Here is an 18,469-nt window from a genome sequence, read left to right as displayed (position 1 = left end):
GGGGGCTTACAAGAAGTGTTATTGAGTTTATTTTAAAGTTTTTATTCAATAGGTTAATTCTTTGTGATATGCCAATAAACAATTTTTTAATAGAAAGAGAAAAGTAAAAAATATTAGTATAAATTAATATTTATTTATAAAAAAAGTTAAAGTATATGTGTTATAAAGAAGATGTTACTATTAAAGCTACAAACAAATCTTTTGTGGAGGGGAGAAAAGTACTTGATTTCTATATGGTCCTTAGAAGATATAAATAATACACCCGTTATTATAACAAAGGCATTTGTACGCATTTCTTGAATCATTTTTATAAAGATAAAAGTGATAGAAAGAGTAGGAAAACGCATATTTATGTTGTATAAATTCGTATTATCTAACAGTTTGATAGCAAAACAAAACTTCACATGTTTTTAGTTACGTAAAATCTTGAAAGATTTTAAACTGGTAGTTTTTTCAAAAAATATCTTTAGGGTGCTTGGTCTTCTTTTTTAATGATAGATGACAAAAAGGAGTTCATATAAAAATAAAAAAGATTCTTGAATATTTGCGTGTTTTATTTTGCTATGGACTTTAGTTTTTAGATTGAAGCCGACAGCTTAGAGATCTAATTTCATAGGAGGATGCCGTTTGAGGGAGTATAAAAGGGATATCTTCTTTAGGTAATTCAGAAACGTTTAAAGAACAATGATAAACATTGCGGAGATTTTGTGTTGTCAAAACATTAGTTGCATTTCCTTCGCAATAAATCTCACCTTCCTTGAGCAAGATCATGTTATCTGCATAATGTGCCGCGAGATTGAGGTCATGAAGAACAGCAAGAACGCCGCCACCAGAATAGGAAAATTGTTTAGCAATATCCATAACGATGATTTGATGTTGAATATCGAGGCTAGCAATAGGTTCATCTAATATCATCCAGCGAGGAATCCCATTATGAACAGGTTTCCAGACTTGGCAAAGTACACGGGCAAGTTGTACTCTAGCTTGTTCTCCGCCTGATAATTGGTGATAATACAGGCTGCCATAATCAGAAAGGTCAACGCACTCTAAAGCTTTCTGGATAAGATTTTGCAATTCGGTTGTGGCAAAGGTAAATTGGTTTACAGAAAGGCCAAGTCCTACAACTTCATGGACTAAGAATGGAAATACGAGCGTTGTTGATTGTGGTAGTACAGCGCGCATTTTTGCCATTATATGAGTCTTTGTTTGGCGTACATTATAACCATTTAAGGTTATTTTTCCGCTGTAAGGAATTTCACCACTCAGAGCTTTGATAAAAGTACTTTTTCCTGATCCATTAGGACCAATAATAATGGTAAAAGCACCACTTTTAGCTTGAAGATTAATGTGTTTAAGAATCTTCTTCTTTCCGCGCTGAACACAAATATTTGTCGCTTCAATCATGAAAAGTCTGTTCCTCTTTTGCATATAAGGATCCATAGAAAGAAAGGTGCACCAAAAAGTGCTGTTACAATCCCAATCGGCAATTCAGCGGGGGCAACAATTAAGCGTGCAAACATATCAGCAAAAATAAGTAATGCTGCTCCCAGGAGAGCAGAGCAAGGAATGAGATAGCGATGATCAGGACCTATGAGCTGACGTAAAATATGAGGAACAATAATACCAATAAAACCAATACCACCACTGACAGCAACAGCACTACCACACATAAGAGCAACAAGGGGAATAGCAATATTTTTGACGCGTTGAATATGGAAACCAATATGGCCAGCAACAGCTTCTCCAAGAGCAAGGGCATTAAGTGCTCGTGATAAAAAGGGAGAGAAAAGAAGACCAATAACGATAAAAGGAAGAACGAGCCATACTTTTAACCATGTAGCGCCCGCAAGAGAGCCAAGACTCCAAAAAGTGATATCGCGCAGTTGTTGGTCATTTGCGACAAAAATCAATGTTCCGACAACTGCACTGCTTAATGCACCAAGAGCAATACCAGCAAGCAGCATGGTTGCAATAGAGGTAAAGCTATTATGCGTTGCTATTATGTAGAGAATAATCGTTGATAAAAGTCCACCAAAAAAAGCACCTATGATAACTTTATAAGGCTCTAGAAAAGGTGCAAATGAAACAGGAAAAGCAATACCGACAACAATTGCTAAGACTGCTCCAAGTCCAGCGCCTGCTGATACACCTACAATTCCGGGATCTGCAAGAGGATTACGAAAAAGCCCTTGCATAAGAACACCAGAGACAGCTAAAGCTGCTCCAATCAATAATCCCAAGATAACACGGGGAAGCCTTATGTCTATGAGCACGAGGTAATCACGCGTTTTACTACTTACCGAAAAATCTTGTGTAAGCATCACATGGAGGAGATCAACGAAAGAAACTTTTGCAGCACCATTCAAGAGCCCACCAAAAATACTGAAGATAAGGAAGATTATTAAGCTTAATAATAAAATCTTCCCCTGCTTTGAACGGCTTATTTTTTTACCTTCTTTTGCTTCAGGTAAATGCATCATGGATGTACCGTCTACCATTTTTATCAGCTCTTACCGTTTTGATTTGCACCATAAAGTATCTCAATAAGCTCTCTTGATGCGTCTGCAGTGCGTGGACCAAATCCCAAAAAATACATGGCATCCATCTGTTTTATGGCATGATTTTTTGCTGCAGTTGTTGCTTGAACTGCCGGTATGGCTAAAATCTTATCAATGCTGGTTGATCTTGCACCATGTTTTACAAGTAAGATAACATCGGGATCTGATTTCAATAACGCTTCGCCGTTGAGAAGTTTATATCCTTTATAATCGGTGATAGCATTGATAGCGCCTGAAAGTTTTATCATACTATCAGCTGCAGTACCCGTTCCAGATGCCATGACGCGTCCATTTTGCACAGAGAAAACAAAAAGAACACGCTTTGGTCTTGTTACTTTCGCCAAAAGCGCATCGTTGTCTAAAAAATTACGCTTCAATTTCTCAATTAACGCAGCCGCTTGCACTTCCCGATGAATGGCTTGACCAACGAGGCGAATCTTTTCTATCACATTTTCACGGGAGTAGTCTTCTGGTATGATCACCAGAGGTATCGATGTTTTTTTGAGAATATCAATTGTTGAAGCGGGACCGCTTCCTTCAACAAGCAATATACCCTCTGGAGCAAGTGATAAAACACCCTCAGGTGAAAGAGCACGCATATATCCAAGCACAGGAAGCTTGAGCGCTTCTTGTGGGTAGACACTTGTACTATCACGGGCGACAAGTTGATCTTGGGCTCCTAATGCATAGACAATTTCTGTAAGTGCTCCGCCGATAGAAACAATTCGAGCATTTTCAGGAAAACGCGTTGCAGGTTCAGCAATTACTTGTTTAGAAAAACAAGTAAGAGAGAGCAGTAAACACATAAGAAAAAGGTTTGATAACCTATGTAAAAGAGATATGAACATGTCCAACCTTACCTTATCTTAGTTACTGCTGTTTTCTTGGCATGATGGCAAACTATTCAATAAAGAGCGCCAATCGTCACGTTCTTTTTGTCCCTCCTTGCGTACGCCAAAGAATTGAATAACCATCTCATCAGCTTTATCGAAAACTTCAAGTGAGCTGACATACCCATCAATCGTAGGCTTGCGAACACGCCATACCTTATAAAATCCAGAAACGAGTAAATGGAGGTGAAATTTCTGATCGAGAACATTAAGCCAAGGTCCCATTTGCTTAATGTTCTTTACTTGCCCAGTGAAAATTTGAATACATCCTTTATTACCAACAAAACACATAATTGGTAACTCTTGTTGTGCAACTTGTCTGAGCATCATTTCAACAGCTTCTATTTTTAACTCATCGGCAAACTCATTTCCGACATGTTTTACAGCATCATGTCGATTAATTTTCAGTTCAGAAATAATCTCATGAAGTTGATGCACATCAGTCATCTGGCGCCAACGATCTCGGAACTTTTCAACATCCAGCTTTGTCGTATCACATTGTACTGGAGTAAGAACGGGAGAAATATCAAGTACAGGTGATTGATCGTCATGAAGCAACTTTTCAACAAGTGCAGCCCATTCTTCCATATTTGTTGCGTCTTTAGAATAGAGTTTGAAAATGGCAATGCCATATTGATCAAAGAATTGCAAACTTTTCATAGGTGTTCCGAGAATAATCACATCATGCTCGAAACCAAACTTCCATTTTTTTGAAAAAATACGCAAGTCAATTTCACCGAGTGTTATCGGGATATGCTGGCTTTGAACAATTTTCTCAAAACATCCTGTTATTTCATGGACAGCATTATCATTCCGTGTCAATGCCATAACTGTGCCAAGTTTAGGAGCATTTTCCAAGAGAGTAGCGACATCAGCGCGTAGTTTTTTTGCTTTTCCAATTGTACAATAAGCCGCAATGAGTTCTGCTTCGGATATACCAATAGAGTCCGTGAAATCGCGGTTACGCATCTCTTTTTTTTCTTCACGCAAGCGAATAATCATTTCGGCTGTGTATGACATGGGCTTATCCTTATGTTACCTGTTTGAGGGTTAATTGTTTAATTTTTCAACTCAAAGACAGTAAGTCGAACCACTATCAACTAATGGTTCAACCTACTACCAAATAAGCCCTTTTTTTATTAACAGTAGAACAATAAAAACCGATAAATTACAAAAAGCTAAAGCTTAAACCTCAAAATCTGTTGTTTAGAGAACAAGAAGAACAGAAACACAATAACTTATTCTTTATCGATCTAACCTTTTTAATTGATCTAATGGTTAACAAAAGTAACTAAAATTTTTGCACGAACGAAACTTTAAAGTTGCGACCAGGCTGAGTATAATAATCCTTCGGCGTTGAGCTTTCACCGGAAGGAAGATCTGATACATTCCAATATTTTTGATTGAACAGATTATAAACACCAGCCCTTATAACAGGACCCTTTTCACCAAATGGCTTCAACCAACCTGACACATCAATAATATTATAACCTGGAATTTTTTGATAGTCCGATTCCTTAGCAACTTTATCGCGTTTGGCAGATGAGGTAAGAACAACGTCTGCTCCCCAGATTTCTTTTGCATATCCGATCCCAACAATCGCTTTTAAAGCTGGAATTGAGTTAAGATATTCATCTTTATCAAGATCTTTTCCTTGCGAATAGGCAAGAGCAAAATTGCTATGGAATCCACCATTAAGAGCCAAATGTATTTTGGCTTCAGCACCATAAATACGCACATTCGCACGATTTATGTAATGGCGACGCGCAAATTTGAATTCCTCTGATGGCCCTTTATCTATAGTATCTATGAAGTCCTTGTATTGATTAAAAAAGGCACTGACTGAACCGCCGAAGTTTCCATTTCCATACCTTATACCAACATCATATCCATTGCTTGTTTCTGCTTTAAGATCAGGGTTTCCCTTCACATAGTAAGCAGAGGGTTTTATATAAGAGACATAAAGTTCTGGAATACGTGGTGCACGAAAAGCTTGCGCCCATTGAGCATAAAGTGTTACTTGATTACGAACATCCAGCTCCATACGTAATTTGGGAGAAAAACGTGAACCATTTCTTTCTGGAGGAAATTTGTCAGAAATCAGAGCTTTTTCATAAGAGGACGTTTTTTGAGGGATATATTTAAACCAATCATAACGAACTCCAGGTGTTATACGGAAATGGTTATCAGCAAAGCCAATTTCATCTTCGAAAACAAAACCCAAATTATAGCCATTCGCATCTGGTGAATCTGACCGATTAGCGGGTACAAAGAGACAGCCCCGTGCATTTTCCGCCAAATGACAATTATCTTTCCCTAACAAATAATGATGAAATTTAGATGATAAAACATTAGTGGCAATCTTTAACGTATGATCTACAGTGCCAATATGAACTTTCTTGAGAGCGTTAGCATTGATACCATAATTAGTATTACGCAAAAAATTATCTCTCAAAAAATCCCCTTTGGGGGCCCTAACACGAAATCCGGTCAGAATATGACGATTTGACTGTCTTTGCCAATAAATCTGCCCACGAAATGCATCAAAAAGTGCATCTTCATTGCCATTATAGTCATAAGAAAGAGAAAGGCGTTCACGGAGTTTGTCGTCCTTATCATAAACAGAACTAGGGGCATAATATCTCTCAGAAGCATTCAATGAATGTGTATCAATGGTGTGACCAAAACGCTCGGCGGTAAAACCAAGTCGGTGATTATCATCAAGGTATTGGTGAATTTTAAAGAGCAAATTATTTTGATCAAAATGAGCAGGGTTTTTACGTGTGCGCTCTCCATAGCCCTCTAAGGTTCCCATATTTTTGCGCTCATGACCTTCCGCATAAGAACCCTGGAAAAGCAAAAACGTTTGTTGAGCACGCATTGCAACAGCTTGATCTACGTGCCAACTATTATCAACAGAATGATAACCACCTTTTATAAGACCACCCCAATTTTTTCCTTCTGTGATAAGATCTTCAGGATCAAGGGTACGCAAAGCAACAATTCCTCCTAGCGCACCAGATCCATAAAGGCTAGAATCCGATCCTTGAATAATATCAAGTGTGGAAAGTGCACCAAAATCAAACGTTGTGTTACCACTATTTCCGCGGAATATATCGTCCAACCATGGAAGAACGATACCATCCATCGTTGTAAGAATACGGCTTGCCTCTAAACCACGAATGACAAAACTGTTATTCCCTGGGTTATAGGATACGGATGGATCAAGGCGATTAATATCATAGGCATCAGTTATTTGTTTTTCACGAATATCTTTCGCGGTTTTTCGACTCGTCAAAATAGTGACCGAATCCAAGGCCGTCCCTATTTTTTTCTCTTCAATAACAATTGGTTTGAGTTCAGTGACAGAAGCTCCATCATTACTTCGTGCGAAAACAAATGAAGGTATACAGACCGATAATGCACTTAAAATCACACAGCTTTTATAGATATTTTTTCGTCTTATTTGCATAACACATCACAACCCTTTTAACGTCCCCTCTCTGTTTTGAAATTTTATTTACATACAAAAAGGCTGGACCCGCTGATTAAAACTTGCCAGCCAAGTAGAAATGATTTTGAAAACAACACAAAATCACTGGAAAACCATATTAAACATGACAAAATCAGTCAAGAAAAAAGTTGCAATTTCAAAATAGCCTGTTTTAATGAGATTGAACACCAATATTAAGCTTAAAATAGTGGCAGAAAAAACGATGAATTTTGCAAATACGAAGCAATTATTAACTCTTTGGATTGGTGCATTTGTTGGAGCTTTCTTTTTGCATGTATTATTGGGAGCGCAGTTTTATTTTCAAAGTATTGGTGTAAGTAATGGCTTGCTCTCGTCGGAGATTATGCTGACTTTTGCGCAAGAAACTGTATATCCGGATGTTGATACAGACTTGCCAGATATTCATACAGAGTCGGATATTAATACAGAGCCAGAAGTATTACAGTCTGATCTCCTAGAGCAGGAGTTAGAAGGATTGCAATCCGTGGATGAAGTTCAATCGCAAGAACCTCAGCATATAGTAGAACAGGATGACTTAAAGTCTTTAGAAGACCCCCTTCCTCAAAAAGTGGAGCATAAAGCGTTTATCAAAAAAACAATACCGATGCCAAAGGCTGTAGTAAAGCGCTCCAATACAAAGGCGGTACGTTCTTCTTCCACCAATAAGGGCGGTGGTACAGCAGGGACTGAAGATATGTTGTTAATGGAGTGGTTAGCAAAGGTACAGTCACAATTAGAAAGGCAAAAAAATTATATTGTGGGACAGCGTACCAGTCATACAAAAGGAACGGTGAAGTTAGAATTTATGGTACATGAGCAGGGGAGTATTTTTTCTAGTCGTGTAGCAGTCTCTGCTGGTGATCCGGAACTTGATCGATTAGCGATGGCGGCACTTCAACGCATTGGTTCTTTTCCACCACCACCACCATCAAAAGTGAATAAAACAATCAGAGTATCCCTAATATTTAGCTGATTTTTTATGCGGGGCGCTTTTCTTATAATATATTGATTTATAATGATTGTTTATAATTTTAATGAAAGTTAAAATATAGTTTGTTCTAATTTTTTTGACGTTGAATTAATCAAAACCATTCGCTTACTTATGATATAAGTTGAGGGGGGGAGCATGAATAAAAACTTCTAAAAAGCAGCGAATATACTTCTTATGAATACTCTAAATGAAAGGGTTGTTGCAACATTGGGAGTTATGGGATGATAGAGCTATAGCTTTTATTAAGTAATTAAGTAAAGGTTAATCGTGTCTAATCGATTTTTATACCGTTCGTGAGAGGATTTTCGTAAGTACTTTCCAGATACACCGTTGTGAAATAGACTTAGAAACATTAAAATAAAACAAGAATATCAATAAGAAAAACATACTATTTTGGGATGCTCTGTTTTTGTGTGAAGGATGTGAACTTATATGTAAAAATGAGAAAAACAAAAAGCAAAGCTTCATCTTCATCATTAAAAGATATTGACATATTTAAAAGTCGTAAAACCGAATGAAAGGGAAGGGGCAGAAGAAAATTGTTTGTCTTTAAGGCTTTCTAACTCAATGAGTCTGTCTTTCTGTTATCAGAGATAATCCAAACGATATATATAACAACCTACTCTCTATTTGGTATAGAAATGTTATAAGCAGAAAAAAATAGTTTTAAAATATGCTGTTTCACAAGATTTGAATATTGACTAATAAGCAACAGTAAAAGGATGAGCTATTTGTTTCACTCTTCTCTTATATTTGTAATCTCTATGATATTGTCGTTTATGTTGAGAAGAAATGAACTATTTGTATGACATGTTGATTTATAATGATAATTCATCATTTTGTATTTAGAATAAAAGACCCGAATAGCGCAGGGTTTTCTTATTTTGAATTTATTGATACTGAATCAATTAAAATTACTTGCTTATACATCATAAGAAGGCTGGTATGTGGGTACTATTTAAAAAGGAATAAAAACACTTCTTATGAATGCTTTCAAATGCTATTTGGGAAGTTAAGGCATATTATTTCCGTCGACCAGAAAGCAGATCGGTTTTTATATCTATTTTCCCAGTGAGTCTTGCTTTGTAGACACCATAATTTTCCATGACACGCATCACGTAATTACGTGTTTCTGTATAAGGAATACGTTCAATCCAATCAATGACGTTATCGAGAGATTGTCCTCGAGGATCGCCATAACGTTTTATCCATTCATTGACTCGACGGGGACCCGCATTATAGCCAATAAGAGTTAGTATATAGGATCCATTAAAACGTTCTAATTGTTCATTGAGAAAATGGGCACCTAATGTTGCATTATAATGAGCATCACTGCTAAATTTTTTAGGAGACCATGCGATTGAGTATTTTTTTGCCAGTGCTTTTGCTGTTGTAGGAAGCAATTGGAGTATACCTTGTGCACCTGCTTTTGATATGGCTGTTGGATTAAATTCGCTTTCTTGGCGTGCAATGGCATAGATAAGCGATTTTTCTTCTACAGAAATATTAGCAGAAGCTGGTATAGCTCCCAGAGGATGAGAGAGTGCACCAACATTTTTTCCCTGAAAAGCAGCCATTTTTCCAATTTTGAGGCTGGTATAATAGTCTCCATTTTTTTCTGCCATAACAGCCAGAAGAGCTAATTCACCGGGGCTTTCTATTCTTTTTCCGAGCTCTCTATAAAAAATTTTAGCAAAATCAGCATAGCCGGCTGCTTCAAGACGTTGAATTGCTTTGATCGCTTTTCGTGCACTAAAATGTTGTCGCTCAGCGGTTGTTGGTTTGGGAAAGAAAACTTTAAGCTTTTTTTGGTTGAGTCGTTCAGCGGCTAATTGACCATAGTAAGTTGCACCAAAATGAGCAGCGCGATGAAAGTATTGCTGGGCATTTTGATGTTCTTTTAGCGCTTCTGCTGTTCGTCCCATCCAGTAATATCCACGTGATGCATAAAAAGGTAAAGAAGAGAGTTGAGGAATACGTGAAAAATGCTGCATTGCTAATTTAGGGTTATGAAGAAACCGTAGTGCATACCATCCTGCATGAAACTCAGCATCGACGGCTAATGCAGATGTTATACCAGTGTGCGTTGCAACGAGTTGATAAGCAATTTTTGGTTTGTTTAAATCGAGCATTTCACGAGAAAGGGCGCGTTGTTCTTTCCACAATGAATGAGGGTTCATAAGGCGAAATGCATCGTTTGATGTTTTCATCATGAGTGCTGCGGCCGCATCATATTGCTCTGTTCGTCGAAGATGGCGTATTCGAGCAAACTGAAAAAGAGGATCTTTTTGCCATGATCTCTCTACAGCTTTTAATTTTTGTGTAGCTCTAGGATCATTTTTTTCAACGGCCACAAAAGCATTAAAAAGAGATTGAGCATGGGCTAATTTTGCAACGCGTGCTGCTGAATCAAAACGATGTGCATACAGCATAAACTGCATGCGTTTCAAATGATCAATAGGTTTTAATGCAGCGCTTGCATTTTTAAGAACAAATACTTCTTCTTTTGCACTGAGTTGTGTTTTATGCCACCATGGAGCAATAATGTGTTGAGCACGAGTGGTTTGTCTGGTTTCGATAAGTGCTTTAGCGAAGAGAGCCATCCCTTGTGCTGTTTGGGGCGGGTGATGAGAAAATTTTTGGATGATTGCGCGTGTAACGTTGGTTTCGTTAAGAAAAGCACGTTCAGCATTGCGTTGCATCGTTTCTATACCTGGCCATCCTTTTAGCATGTTGATTGCATTAAATATTTCAGAACTTGGTATATTCGCTTGGTTTGATACCCCCAGCGCCCATGTCAAAATATGACGATCAAGGCTATGTTTTTCCATTGAATTACGAAGATTTATTGTTTTTGCAATATTGTTGTTTGCTAGTGCATCTAGCCCAGCTTTCAGTTGCTGAAGTGTAGCAGTATTGTGTGATGTCGTGTGTATCTGTTGAAGAGAGTCTTGAGCTTCTTTTGTGGTAAAGGGAGTAGGGCGAACCAAAGGGATTGGCGCTTTCCCTTGCAAAAGGGGTGTTTGCGCGTATGCACTTGAAAATAAAATTCTTATTGCCAGTATAAGTGCAGTAAAGGTTGATACGAAAAGAGAGGTGGAGAATACACGCATAGAGAAAAGACCTTGAGACCTTGCTTTTTGTAAAAACTTAAGGATTTATAGAACACAAGCGTGAAAAACGCGTTAATATAGACGGCTTATTTTAAAGAACTGTTCAACATTTAAGGAGGGGCATTTTCATCTTATGAGGGCTTTTTTTGAAATTCATCTTGCTTCAATGATAGAGCAAGATTATGCTCTATTTAAAATTTATAAAAGGCGATTATAAAAAAATAAAAGCAAACATTATAGGGAGTTTATCATGCTCAAGGGAGCTATAACTGCGCTTATCACACCGTTTGATAACAAGGGCGCAATTGATGAGAAGGCGTTTTGTGATTTTGTTGAATGGCAGATCACACAAGGGATTAACGGTGTAAGCCCTGTTGGGACAACAGGTGAATCAGCAACGTTAAGTCATGAAGAACATAAGCGGATTATAGAATTGTGTGTTGAGCAGGTTGCAAAGCGTGTTCCTGTTGTTGCTGGAGCGGGATCAAATAGCACAAGCGAGGCTGTAGAGCTTGCACAATACGCGCAAAAAGCTGGTGCAGATGCAGTTTTGGTTGTCACTCCCTATTATAATAAACCAAATCAATCTGGTTTATACAAGCATTTTTCTTCCATTGCCAAAGCTGTTTCTATTCCGATTATAATTTATAATATTCCTGGTCGTTCTATTATCGATATGGCTGTAGAAACGATGAAAGACCTTTATCAAGATTTTAACAATATCATTGGTGTTAAGGATGCAACGAGCAGAATTGAGCGCGTTAGTGAACAAAGTGAAAAGTGTGGAAAAGATTTTGTGCAGCTTTCTGGTGATGATTGTACGGCGTTAGGTTTTAATGCACATGGAGGTATGGGGTGTATTTCAGTTTCCTCCAATGTTGCTCCGAAGCTTTGTGCAGAACTTCAAGCAGCTTGTTTTCGTGGTGATTATAAAACAGCACGAGAATTAAATGATCGCTTGATGCCTCTTAATCGTGCTGTGTTTATTGAACCTAGTCCAGCAGGTATTAAATATGCTGCTGCAAAATTAGGATTTTGTGGTGATACTGTGCGTTCTCCTATTGTACCATTAACAGAAAGAACAAAGAAGATTATTGATGAAGCCCTCAGTCATGCTGGTCTTTTAAAAGCATAAAATGATATTGACAAAGCCATGAATAAAAAAAAGAACGCGCCCGTACGGAAAATAATTGCTGACAATCGTAAAGCACGTTTTAATTTTGAAATCCTTAATAATCTCGAGGCTGGTCTTGTCCTTCAGGGAGCGGAAGTGAAGTCCTTACGTTCTAATCATGCCAATATTGCTGAAAGCTATGCGAGTTTTGAGAATGGGGAATTATGGTTAGTAAACAGCTATATTCCTGAATATACGCAGGCTAATCGTTTTAATCATGAACCACGACGTTTGCGCAAATTATTACTTTCAAAACGTGAGATGGCACGTTTTTTTAATGCAACGTCTCGTGAAGGAATGACGCTTGTTCCTCTCAAACTTTATTTTAATGAACGAGGGCGCGTTAAGTTGGAGATCGCTCTAGCGCGGGGGAAAAAGCTTCATGATAAGCGCGAAACGGAAAAAAAACGTGATTGGGGACGTGAAAAAGCAAGACTTTTAAAAAGATATGGATGATGGATGCAATTTCGATATTCTTTATTTATAGCACTTTTTAAAACAGTTTTAGCATTGATCTAAGTATGTTTTTGCTGCTTGAAAGATTTGGTGAAACATGGCGTCTGTCAAGCGCCCAGTATTTGTATTATAACGAGAACAGTGATAGCTCGAAAAGATGCGTAATCTGCCGATGTTATTGATTTCACCATGTCCAAAAGGGTGAGATAAAACTTTTGCATTAAGGGCACGTATCGTTGAATGGTGCGCAATGGTGCCTAAGGTAATAACGGCTTTAAGTTTGGGAAGATTTGTTAAAAGAGGTGAGAAGAAATAGCGGCACGTGTTAATTTCTGCACCGGTGGGTTTATTTTCTGGTGGAACGCAACGAACAGAGTTAACGATTGCTGCATCAATAAGTTCAAGAGTATCATCTGCTCTTTCTTCAAAGGTTCCTTGGGCAAAACCAAACTTTTTTAAAGTTGAATACAGTAAGTGCCCAGCATAATCACCAGTAAATGGACGTCCAGTTCGATTTGCTCCGCGCAATCCAGGAGCAAGCCCGACAATAAGAAGGCGTGTTGTGTCTGGCCCTTTATAAGGAAAGAATGGGCGCACCGGTGCGTTATACCAACTTGGTTCTTTTACACGCCAGCCAGCGATAAATTGATGAAGCCTAGGACATAAATTGCAATTTTGGGGTGGTTCTGGGCAAAGTGATGTTAATTGGCTATTCATGGTGTTAGGCATTAATCGTTTTTCTATTTTTTTGAGTCTTTTATAGCGTATATGACGGGTTATGTTTTGATAAACAATCTATAATGAATATAAATAAACTTTTTTAGAAGAAAGTTTAATATAAACTTATTGCTAATTATTGTGTAAGAGGTCATCTTTCAGTAATTTATTCGATGAATAAGAGTGCAATACACATGATGTTCAAAGAAAAAAAGTTTTCTCTTTAGATAAAGATATTATCATAAAAAGTATGCGTAAGGCTGCCGTTATTGCAAAGGATTTTAAATAGCTGGTATTCCTTTTAAAAGGATGAATACTCCAGACAAATATTTTGTCAAGAAAGACCGTCCTTTGTTTGAAGTCAATCTATTGGAATGCTTTTACGAGAAACTTTGATAACGAGCATGAATAGGTTATACATTTTTATAAATTTTCCAAGAATTTTCTTAAATAAGTTCTTTAATCAAAAAATATAAAAGTTTGTGTTGTTTTTCTTGTGTTTTATTTTGATTATTGTATATACTCCTTTATCCGCTATTAAATTTTTTTATTTGAGAAAGAGGCATAAATGGCCCGCGTAACGGTAGAAGATTGTATTGATAAAGTTGACAACCGCTTTGAGTTGGTACTTTTAGCAGGTCATCGGGCGCGTCAGATTTCACAAGGAGCGCAGATTACGGTTGATCGCGATAATGATAAAAATCCAGTTGTTGCTTTGCGTGAAATAGCAGAAGAAACATTGTCGCCTGCTGATTTAAAGGAAGACCTTATTCATTCGCTGCAAAAGCATGTGGAAGTAGATGAGCCAGAAATGGCAAGTGAATTTATTACCCATTCAGGTGAAGCTGAAAGTGTTTTTAATACGTCATCGCAAGAAGAAGGTACTTCATTTGATCATATGTCAGAAGAAGAGCTTTTAGCGGGTATTGAAGGTTTGGTTGTTCCAGAAAAAAGTGACGATTATTAATTGCAGCAATTTATGTTACAGGAGTAAAGATACTTTGTCATGTGAGGAGCAATTATTTTTCGTGTCTTTTATTAATAGGACGTGTTCAATAAAGATTAGGGGTGTGAAAAGATAAAGGATATGCTCGTATGATGCGTCAGTGTGAGCTTGTTGGACGTGTTCAACGTTACAAGTCTGACGTAGATGAGGCTCTTTTAAACAGGGCCTATGATTATGCAATGAAAAAGCATGCGCATCAAAAGCGTGCGTCAGGTGATCTTTATTTTTCTCATCCTTTAGAAGTTGCTGCTATTTTGACAGATATGCGGTTGGACGAGGCAACGATTGCTGTTGCTCTTTTGCATGATACAATTGAAGATACAAGCGCTACACGAGCAGAAATTGATCAGCTTTTTGGTTCTGAAATTGGGAAGTTGGTTGAAGGGCTTACAAAGCTTAATAAGCTTGATCTTGTATCAAAGAAAGCCGTACAGGCAGAAAATCTTCGTAAACTTCTTATTGCTATTTCTGATGATGTTCGTGTTCTTTTAGTCAAACTTGCTGACCGTCTTCATAATATGCGTACCCTTGGTGTTATGCGTGATGATAAACGTCGGCGAATTGCTGAAGAGACGATGGATATCTATGCGCCACTTGCAGGCCGTATGGGTATGCAGGATATGCGTGAGGAATTAGAGGATCTCTCTTTCTTTTATTTAAATCCAGAAGGTTATCGTACGATTACCAATCGACTTTCTGAATTATTGAAACACAACCGTGATTTGCTTTCCACAATTGAAAATGAATTGACAAAACTTTTTTTGGAGCATGGCATTAAAGCAGATGTTAAAAGCCGTCAGAAAAAATCTTATTCAGTCTTTCGCAAAATGGAAAGTAAAGCATTATCTTTTGAACAATTATCGGATATTTTTGGATTTCGTGTGATTGTTGAGTCCGTGAATGATTGTTATCGTGCTCTTGGTGTCATTCATACGACATGGCCAATGGTTCCTGGTCGTTTCAAAGATTATATCTCTATACCAAAGCAAAATGATTATCGTTCTATTCATACAACAATTGTTGGCCCTTCAAGACAACGTGTTGAGTTGCAAATTAGAACGGCTGCTATGGATGAAGTTGCTGAATATGGGGTTGCTGCTCATTCCATATATAAAGAGCGCGGTTCCAATTATTCGACTGTGAAGTTATCAAGTGAAACGAATGCCTATGCATGGTTGCGTCAAACGATACAATCTTTGTCTGATGGAGATAATCCAGAAGAGTTTTTAGAACATACAAAACTTGAGCTTTTTCAAGACCAAGTTTTTTGTTTTACGCCGAAAGGTCGATTAATTGCTTTTCCTAAAGGAGCTACGCCTATTGATTTTGCTTATGCCGTCCATACAGACATCGGTGATTCTTGTGTGGGTGTAAAAATCAATGGTCGTATTATGCCTTTAATGACCAAATTAAAAAATGGTGATGAGGTTGATATTATTCGCTCACACGCTCAAATTCCGCCAGCAGCATGGGAATTTCTTGTTGTCACAGGTAAAGCACGTTCAGCTATTCGACGAGCAAGTCGTGCTGCGGTACGTAAACAATATTCGGGTTTAGGATATCGTATTCTCGAGCGTTCATTTGAATATATGGGAAAGCAATTTTCAAAAGACCTTTTGAAGAAAGTTTTGCCACGTTTAGCACGTAAAGATGTAGAGGATGTATTGGCTGCTGTTGGGCGTGGAGAGCTGTTTTCCGCTGATGTGATTAAAGCGGTTTATCCTGATTATCAAGATCACCGTGTGGTACAAAAGTCATCTTTTAGGCCTGGGGAAGAAGGTTGGTTTAATATTGAAAATGCTCAAGGTATGATTTTTAAAGTTCCAGAAAATGAAAAGAATGCAAAGGTCGAGAATCATCAATCTAAAGCATTGCCTATTAGAGGAACCCATGGAGATATACCCGTACGTTTTTCACCGGAAGGAGCAGTACCTGGAGATCGGATTGTTGGTATTATGCAGCCAGGATCTGGGATCGTTATTTATCCAATACAGTCTTCAGCTTTGATGGCGTATGATGATCAGCCAGAACGATGGATTGATGTTCGCTGGGATATTGATGCCCAAATGAATGAACGTTTTCCTGCACGGATGAATATTTTGGTTGTAAATAGTCCTGGTTCTTTGGCTGAAATTACACAAATAATTTCTGCTAACGATGCCAATATCCAAAATTTATCTTTTATCCGTACAGCACCAGATTTTACAGAAATTATGATTGATTTGGAAGTGTGGGATTTAAAACATTTGAATCGTATTTTTTCTCAATTAAAAAAGGCAGGTTCAGTAAGTACAGTACGGCGGGTTCATGGATAAAAAGAAAGATTTAGCAATGAATACACAAGATGTCATTGATATTTTTAAACAAGCAGATGCTATTCTAGAAGGGCATTTTATTTTAACATCGGGGCGCCATAGTGCGACTTATATGCAAAAAGCGAAAGTATTCATGCATGCTGACTTGACAGAAAAGTTATGTCGTGGATTGGCTGAAAAAATCAAAAAATCTATCGAGGAAAAAATTGATTATGTTGTTGGGCCCGCAATTGGCGGTCTTATTCCTTCCTATGAAACTTCACGTCACCTTGGTGTTCCTTCTCTTTGGGTAGAGCGTGTAAATGGCATCTTTGAATTGCGTCGTTTTGAAATCAAGAAGGGTGCACGGGTTGTTATTGTTGAAGATATTGTGACAACGGGTCTTTCCATTCGTGAGACTGTTGAAGCGCTTGTTGCAGCAGGAGCAGAGGTATTGGCCAGTGCATGTATTCTTGATCGTTCTGGTGGTAAGGTCAATGTTGGAGTTCCATTGATTGCGCTTGCTGAATACGAGATAACCTCTTATGCTAGTGATGCTCTTCCTGCAGAGCTTTCTGTTCTTCCAGCGATTAAACCAGGCAGTCGAAATATTTAATTGTCTTTCTATTTTTTTTTGTGCAAAAGCTTAAAAAGATTAATTTGGATGATATAGGTTATTTCATTATCAAAAGATGTATATTGAGAGTCATATGCTTTTTCGTCGTCGAGAACCAATAGATTTTGTAACGCGTATTCGACTTTGGTTATGGCCACGTCGTTCATTTTCTCGCTCATTTTGCTACATATATAAACGTATTTTGCGTATATCAGCAACACCGCATGAAGTAGCATTAGGGGTTGCTGTTGGCATTTTTTTAGCTTGTTCCCCTTTCTTTGGGCTGCATATTATTTTGGCAATATTTTTTTCTTGGCTTTTGCGTGCAAACTTTGCTGCCGCAATCATTGGGACGATTTTTTCTAATCCACTCACATTTTTATTGATTATCATGGCTGATTATAAAGTAGGGTACTTTTGTTTATCACTTTTTAGCGATGTCAAAGAGATTTCTCTTTCGCAAATTCGTGCTCTATTTAATGGTTTGACATTGTCAAATCTCTCTCTCCTCTTTAAAGGCGCATGGGACACAATTATGAGTCCTATGATTTTAGGTGGAACTCTTTTAGGTATTGTTTTTGGTGGTTTATCTTATATAGGTGTTTACAGAGCAACGGTTCGTTTTAAACAAAAGCGATATCAAAAGATTATAAAAAAAAGGCGTTTAAAGAAGCGTTCATCGCCTGTATTAAAACAGAAATAAATTTGAGAAAGATCGGGTTAATATCTTATGATTATTGGTCTTGGAAATGATCTGGTTGATATACGACGTATTGAGAAAATGTTGGTTCGTTATGGTGAGCGTTTTATCCAACGTATTTTTACGGATATTGAAAAAAATAGATCTGAAAATCTCAAAAAAAGCTCCTCTTCCTATGCAAAAAGATTTGCTGCTAAAGAAGCATGTGCTAAAGCCTTAGGAACGGGAATCGCTTGTGGTATCAATTGGAAAGACATGGGGGTAGTTAATTTGCCATCTGGTAAACCAATAATGCAATTAACAAATCGTGCGCAAATGCAACTTCAAAAGTTATTACCTCCTCATCATGATGCAGTTATTCATCTTAGCATAACAGATGATTTTCCTTGGGCACAGGCATTTATTATTATCGAAGCACTTCCACGTGGATAGATGGCGTG

At 37.7% G+C, this 18,469-nt stretch carries 15 protein-coding genes; 8 read left to right on the top strand and 7 right to left on the bottom strand.

What is annotated here, in order from left to right; all coding sequences use genetic code 11:
• Positions 1–570: 570 nt before the first annotated feature.
• The 5 genes from ACFIJZ_RS01510 to ACFIJZ_RS01490 form a co-directional block, all read right to left on the bottom strand.
• Positions 571–1,404: a heme ABC transporter ATP-binding protein gene (locus ACFIJZ_RS01510; protein ID WP_375630800.1), complete on the bottom strand. Its 834-nt coding sequence runs from the start codon at positions 1,402–1,404 to the stop codon at positions 571–573.
• Positions 1,401–2,498 (bottom strand): FecCD family ABC transporter permease, encoded by a 1,098-nt coding sequence (locus tag ACFIJZ_RS01505; protein ID WP_375630798.1) that lies wholly within the window; start codon positions 2,496–2,498, stop codon positions 1,401–1,403. The genes ACFIJZ_RS01510 and ACFIJZ_RS01505 overlap by 4 nt, the downstream gene beginning before the upstream one ends.
• 5 nt (positions 2,499–2,503) lie before the next feature.
• Complete coding sequence (locus tag ACFIJZ_RS01500) at positions 2,504–3,406, bottom strand: hemin ABC transporter substrate-binding protein (protein ID WP_273791109.1); 903 nt, start codon at positions 3,404–3,406, stop codon at positions 2,504–2,506.
• 18 nt (positions 3,407–3,424) lie between these two features.
• Positions 3,425–4,468, bottom strand: coding sequence for a hemin-degrading factor (locus ACFIJZ_RS01495; protein ID WP_375630796.1), 1,044 nt, complete (start codon positions 4,466–4,468; stop codon positions 3,425–3,427).
• Between the two features lie 271 nt (positions 4,469–4,739).
• On the bottom strand, positions 4,740–6,920 hold the full coding sequence (locus ACFIJZ_RS01490; protein ID WP_375630794.1) for a TonB-dependent hemoglobin/transferrin/lactoferrin family receptor: 2,181 nt from the start codon (positions 6,918–6,920) through the stop codon (positions 4,740–4,742).
• Positions 6,921–7,164: 244 nt separating this feature from the next.
• Here ACFIJZ_RS01490 and ACFIJZ_RS01485 point away from each other — a divergent pair, with 244 nt between their 5' ends.
• Complete coding sequence (locus ACFIJZ_RS01485) at positions 7,165–7,935, top strand: energy transducer TonB (protein WP_375630892.1); 771 nt, start codon at positions 7,165–7,167, stop codon at positions 7,933–7,935.
• A gap of 1,040 nt (positions 7,936–8,975) precedes the next feature.
• On the opposite strand, the gene ACFIJZ_RS01480 is transcribed toward ACFIJZ_RS01485, so the two are convergent.
• Positions 8,976–11,066, bottom strand: a complete 2,091-nt coding sequence (locus tag ACFIJZ_RS01480; protein ID WP_375630792.1) for a lytic transglycosylase domain-containing protein — start codon at positions 11,064–11,066, stop codon at positions 8,976–8,978.
• Between the two features lie 250 nt (positions 11,067–11,316).
• Here ACFIJZ_RS01480 and dapA point away from each other — a divergent pair, with 250 nt between their 5' ends.
• Positions 11,317–12,201: a 4-hydroxy-tetrahydrodipicolinate synthase gene (gene dapA / locus ACFIJZ_RS01475; protein ID WP_375630790.1), complete on the top strand. Its 885-nt coding sequence runs from the start codon at positions 11,317–11,319 to the stop codon at positions 12,199–12,201.
• Between the two features lie 18 nt (positions 12,202–12,219).
• Positions 12,220–12,696: an SsrA-binding protein SmpB gene (gene smpB, locus ACFIJZ_RS01470; protein ID WP_012231306.1), complete on the top strand. Its 477-nt coding sequence runs from the start codon at positions 12,220–12,222 to the stop codon at positions 12,694–12,696.
• 48 nt (positions 12,697–12,744) lie between these two features.
• Here smpB and ACFIJZ_RS01465 read toward each other — a convergent pair whose 3' ends face one another.
• Positions 12,745–13,413: a uracil-DNA glycosylase gene (locus tag ACFIJZ_RS01465; RefSeq protein WP_375630891.1), complete on the bottom strand. Its 669-nt coding sequence runs from the start codon at positions 13,411–13,413 to the stop codon at positions 12,745–12,747.
• Positions 13,414–13,981: 568 nt separating this feature from the next.
• On the opposite strand from ACFIJZ_RS01465, the gene rpoZ reads away from it, so the two are divergent.
• The 5 genes from rpoZ (at position 13,982) to acpS (ending at position 18,461) form a co-directional block, all read left to right on the top strand.
• Positions 13,982–14,380 carry a DNA-directed RNA polymerase subunit omega gene (rpoZ, locus tag ACFIJZ_RS01460; RefSeq protein WP_273791104.1) on the top strand — a complete coding sequence of 133 codons (399 nt, stop codon included), beginning with the start codon at positions 13,982–13,984 and terminating at the stop codon, positions 14,378–14,380.
• 128 nt (positions 14,381–14,508) lie between these two features.
• Positions 14,509–16,734, top strand: a complete 2,226-nt coding sequence (locus ACFIJZ_RS01455; RefSeq protein ID WP_375630788.1) for a RelA/SpoT family protein — start codon at positions 14,509–14,511, stop codon at positions 16,732–16,734.
• Between the two features lie 16 nt (positions 16,735–16,750).
• On the top strand, positions 16,751–17,329 hold the full coding sequence (gene pyrE, locus ACFIJZ_RS01450) for an orotate phosphoribosyltransferase (RefSeq protein WP_273791120.1): 579 nt from the start codon (positions 16,751–16,753) through the stop codon (positions 17,327–17,329).
• A gap of 94 nt (positions 17,330–17,423) precedes the next feature.
• A complete protein-coding gene (locus ACFIJZ_RS01445; protein ID WP_375630786.1) occupies positions 17,424–18,032 on the top strand; it encodes a DUF2062 domain-containing protein in 609 nt (202 codons plus the stop codon).
• 27 nt (positions 18,033–18,059) lie between these two features.
• On the top strand, positions 18,060–18,461 hold the full coding sequence (acpS, locus tag ACFIJZ_RS01440; protein WP_273791101.1) for a holo-ACP synthase: 402 nt from the start codon (positions 18,060–18,062) through the stop codon (positions 18,459–18,461).
• Positions 18,462–18,469 lie beyond the last annotated feature (8 nt).

The sequence above is a fragment of the Bartonella sp. CL70QHWL genome, from assembly GCF_042194855.1.
Lineage (GTDB): Bacteria > Pseudomonadota > Alphaproteobacteria > Rhizobiales > Rhizobiaceae > Bartonella.
This window is presented reverse-complemented; position numbering and strand designations above follow the sequence as displayed.